Below are 4,449 nucleotides of genomic sequence, written 5' to 3' on the forward strand. Positions count from 1 at the left end.
CGGTCGGGTCCTCCGTGGAGTCGGGGTCGCCGGCGCTCATCTAGGAGGAGTTGCGGAGCGGTTACGCCAACTGCCCGAACCAGTGCGCCACTTACACCCATGTGGGTGACTTGATGCGAGCGGGCGGTGACGTACGGTTCGCTTCATGATCGACCGTTCCGCCCCGCGCGGGGTGCTTCGCACCAGGTGGCGCCGCCTCCCGGCTCCGGAGCCGCGCGGCGCGGCCCGCGTCCCGGCCGCCCTTCCCGTACGTCCCAGGACCGGCCGACTCCTCGTCCTGGCCACCGTGTTCGTCTGCGCCGCCTGCGGGCTCGTATACGAGCTGGAACTGCTCGCCCTCGGCTCGTACCTGATCGGCGACTCCGTCACCCAGGCGTCGGTCGTGCTGTCCGTCATGGTCTTCGCGATGGGCGTGGGCTCCCTGCTCGCCAAGGCCCTGCGCGACCGCCCCGCCTTCGGCTTCGCCGCCATCGAGGCGGCCCTCGCCCTCCTCGGCGGCCTTTCCGCGATGGCGCTCTACGCGAGCTTCGCCTGGCTCGGCGAATCGCGGCCCGCGCTCGTCGCGTTCTCCTTCGCCATCGGCGTCCTCATCGGCGCCGAGATCCCGCTCCTGATGGTCCTGATCCAGCGGATCCGCAGACAGGACGCGGGCGGCGCCGTCGCCGACCTGTTCGCCGCGGACTACGTCGGCGCGCTCGTCGGCGGCCTCGCCTTCCCCTTCCTGCTCCTGCCCGTCCTCGGCCAGCTCACCGGCGCCATGCTCACCGGCACCGTCAACGCCACCGTCGGCGGCGGGCTCGTCCTGTGGCTGTTCCGCCGCGACCTCAGCCGCCGAGCCCGCTGGCTGCTCGTCGCCGCCAACCTCTCCGTCCTCGCCGTGCTGGCCTGCGCCACCGTCCTCGCCGACGACTTCGAACGCGTCGCCCGCCGCGCCGTCTACGGCGGCGAGGTGCGCGTGGCCGTCCAGACCGGAGTCCAGGAACTCGTCCTCACCGGGCCCCCGACCGGCTCGCCGCGCTCCCTCGACCTCTTCCTCGACGGCCGCCTGAGGGTCAGCGGCTACGACGAGTACCGCTACCACGAGGCCCTCGTGCACCCCGCCATGACCGGCCCGCACACCCGCGTCCTGATCCTCGGCGGCGGGGACGGGCTCGCCGCCCGCGAGGTGCTGCGCTACCGCGACGTCGCCTCCGTCACCGTCGTCGAGCTCGACCCCGGAGTCGTGCGGCTCGCCCGCACCGACCCGATGCTCTCCGCGCTCAACGCCCGGGCGTACGAGGACCCGCGGCTCGCGGTCGTCAGCCAGGACGCCTTCCGCTGGCTCCGCGGACCCGCCGCCCGCGCCCGCTTCGACGTCATCGTCTCCGACCTGCCCGACCCCGGGATCACCCCCAGCACGAAGCTGTACTCGCAGGAGTTCTACGGGCTGGCCGCGCGGGCCCTGCGCCCCGGCGGGCGGCTCGCCGTCCATGCCGGACCGCTCGCCACCAGGCCCCGTACGTACTGGACCGTCGAGGCCACCCTGCGCGCCGCCGGCCTCAGCACCGCCCCCTACAGCGCGGGCGGCCGCCTCTCGGGCTTCGCCGCCGGGCCCGACCGGGTGCTCGGCGCCGCCGCCACCGCCCCGCCCGCGCAGGACTGGGGCTTCGTCCTGGCCGCCCGCGAGGGCGTCCCCCGGCTGCGCGTGGACCGGGACACGCCCGCCCTGCGCTCGCTGTCCACGCAGTCCCTCGACGACTCCGGCCGCGACGCCGAACGGGTCCGCGTACCGGACCTGCCGCCGTCGACGCTCCCGCACCCGAGGTACTCGTAGCGGCGCGCCCGCCCGCCCGCACGGCCCTCGCTCCGCATCGACTTCGCCGCCTCACTGACGGGGAGCGGCCGCGTCGGTAGGCTCGACCGCATGGAGCATCAGGTGTTCGTTCCGGTCCCCGCCGTCGACGTCCGCGCCGTGCTGCGCGATCCCGCCCGGGTGGCGCGCTGCGTGCCGGGGCTCCAGCAGGACGCCGACACCGAGGCGGGGCCGGTGTCCGGACGGCTCAAGGTGCGCGTCGGCGGGCACACCGTGACCTACCGGGGCGCGCTGTCCGTCACCGAGCACGGCCCCGACCACTTCGCGGTCGCCGGTGAGGGCACGGAGGTGCGGGGCAGCGGCACCGTGAAGCTCTCCCTCGTCCTGCGCCTGACCGAGGCAGACGGCGGCACCCGCCTGGAGTTCACCGCCGAGGGCGCCGCCGACGGCCGCGCCGCCTCCTTCGCCCCCGAAGCGGCCGCCACCGCCGCGCACCGCCTCCTGGACCGGGCCGCCGGACACCTGGCGGCACTCGCGGCCCCGGCCGAGGGGCCCGACGCCTTCACCGCGGACGAGGGCGCGGACGTCACCGCGAGCGCGGCCGCCGACGCACAGGCCGACACCGCTGAGACCGATACGGCTGAAGACGTGGACGCCGGCCTGGACGCGGACCTGGACACCGGTCCCACCCCCGACGACGGCCTCGACATCACCGAGGTCACCGCGTCCGTGTTCGACACCGAGGTCCCGCCCCCGTCACTGGACCCCTTCCTGGACGGCACCTTCGACGGCGCACCCGGCCTCGGGGACCTCGCCGGCCCCCCGCGCCCGCCCGCCGAGGCCGCCCACGCCCGCCGCACGATGATCGGCCGCAGCGCGGAGGAGGTCGACCACGCCCCGCCGCGCGGCCGCTACGCCCCCGTCCCCGCCCCCACCTCCGCCACCGCGGGCGCCAACCTCCGCTGGCTCGCCCCGGCCGCCGCCGTGGCGGTCGCCTCGGCGGTCCTCCTGGGCCGGGCCCTGCGCCGCCGCCGCTGACGGGCCCGCGCGGATCGCCCGGACCGGCCGCGGCTGACTAAGGTCAGGGCATGAGTACGCAACTGCGCGCCGGCGGCGCCGAGGTGACCATCGACCAGGAGAACGGCTGCCGGATCAGCAGTCTGCGCATCGACGGGACGGAGCTGCTGCGGCAGGGCGAGCACTACGGCTCCTTCCCGATGGTCCCGTGGTGCGGGCGCACCCGCAACGGGCAGTTCCAGGACGGCGCGACCCTGCACCAGCTGCCGCTCAACCACCCCCCGCACGCCATCCACGGCTTCGGCCGCGACGCCGCCTGGCGCCGCGCCCGCGCGACCGCCACGGAGGCCGCGTTCACGTACCCGCTCGCCGACCCGTGGCCGTACGAGGGCCTGGTCACCCAGATCTTCGAGCTCGGCGAGGACGCGCTGACCCTGACCATGGGCGTGGAGACGTACGGGGACTCCTTCCCGGCGCAGGCCGGCTGGCACCCCTGGTTCCACCGCAACCTCGGCAACGGCGGCGAGGACGTGCGCATCGACTTCACCGCCGCCTGGCAGGAGGAGCGCGGCGAGGACCACCTGCCCACCGGCAACCGCATCGACCCCAAGCCCGGGCCGTGGGACGACTGCTTCGGCATGCCCTACGGAGTCGACGTCACCCTCACGTGGCCCGGCGCGCTGGAGTTGAAGGTCGCCAGCCGCTCCGAATGGGTGGTCGTCTACGACGAGGAGCCCGAGGCCGTCTGCGTGGAACCGCAGTCCGGCCCGCCGAACGGCCTGAACTCCCTCCCGCGGCTGGTCACCCCGGTGGACCCGCTGGAGATCTCCACCACGTGGAGCTGGCGACGCCTGCGCTAGGGCGTCTCTTCCGGAGGGTCCCGCTGCGCCCGCGCGGCGCGCCGCGCAATTAAGCTCGTGCCCATGAGTGACGTACGCGATGAGCTTCTGCAGCAGATCAAGGACAAGGCCGTCGTGCACGGCAAGGTGATCCTCTCCTCCGGCCTCGAGGCCGACTACTACATCGACCTCCGCCGGGTGACCCTCGACGGCAAGGCGGCCCCCATGGTCGGCCAGGTCATGCTCGACCTCACCGCCGACCTGGAGTTCGACTGCGTCGGCGGCCTGACCCTGGGCGCCGACCCCGTCGCCACCTCGATGCTGCACGCCTCCGCCGCGCGCGGCGAGGTCCTGGACGCCTTCGTCGTCCGCAAGGCGCAGAAGGCGCACGGCATGCAGCGCCGCATCGAGGGCACCGACGTGAAGGGCAAGCGCTGCCTGGTCGTCGAGGACACCTCGACCACCGGCGGCTCCCCGCTGACCGCCGTCGAGGCGGTCCGCGAGGCCGGCGGCGAGGTCGTCGCCGTCGCGACGATCGTCGACCGCGGTGCGGCCGACGCGATCGCCGCGGCCGGCCTGCCCTACCTCACGGGCTACCAGCTGGAGGATCTCGGCCTCTGAGAAGGGCGGGGAGTTTCGCGCAACTGGTGACTTAGGTCCCCAGCCCGCGCCGCGGAACACCCGAATCCGTTCTGACCTGGGCTTTTGTGGCCGGGCGGAGTGTTTCACGTGAAACACAACGCCCCGCCGCCACCCAGTTGGGGCGCCACAGTGGTTGGTGGTTTCGGCGGGTGTGGAAAG

General features: G+C 74.4%; 4 protein-coding genes. All 4 read left to right on the top strand.

Going from position 1 to position 4,449, the window contains the following annotated elements; genetic code table 11:
- The first annotated feature begins 145 nt into the window (after positions 1-145).
- The 4 genes from ACWGDE_RS36510 (at position 146) to pyrE (ending at position 4,269) form a co-directional block, all read left to right on the top strand.
- A complete protein-coding gene (locus ACWGDE_RS36510) occupies positions 146-1,813 on the top strand; it encodes a polyamine aminopropyltransferase (RefSeq protein ID WP_453393381.1) in 1,668 nt (555 codons plus the stop codon).
- A gap of 90 nt (positions 1,814-1,903) precedes the next feature.
- Positions 1,904-2,830, top strand: a complete 927-nt coding sequence (locus ACWGDE_RS36515) for an SRPBCC domain-containing protein (protein ID WP_453393382.1) — start codon at positions 1,904-1,906, stop codon at positions 2,828-2,830.
- Between the two features lie 50 nt (positions 2,831-2,880).
- Positions 2,881-3,669 carry an aldose epimerase family protein gene (locus ACWGDE_RS36520; protein ID WP_453393383.1) on the top strand — a complete coding sequence of 263 codons (789 nt, stop codon included), beginning with the start codon at positions 2,881-2,883 and terminating at the stop codon, positions 3,667-3,669.
- A 63-nt stretch (positions 3,670-3,732) separates the two neighbouring features.
- Positions 3,733-4,269, top strand: a complete 537-nt coding sequence (pyrE, locus tag ACWGDE_RS36525; protein WP_453393384.1) for an orotate phosphoribosyltransferase — start codon at positions 3,733-3,735, stop codon at positions 4,267-4,269.
- Positions 4,270-4,449: the final 180 nt, after the last annotated feature.

It is taken from the genome of Streptomyces sp. NPDC054956 (assembly GCF_053609185.1).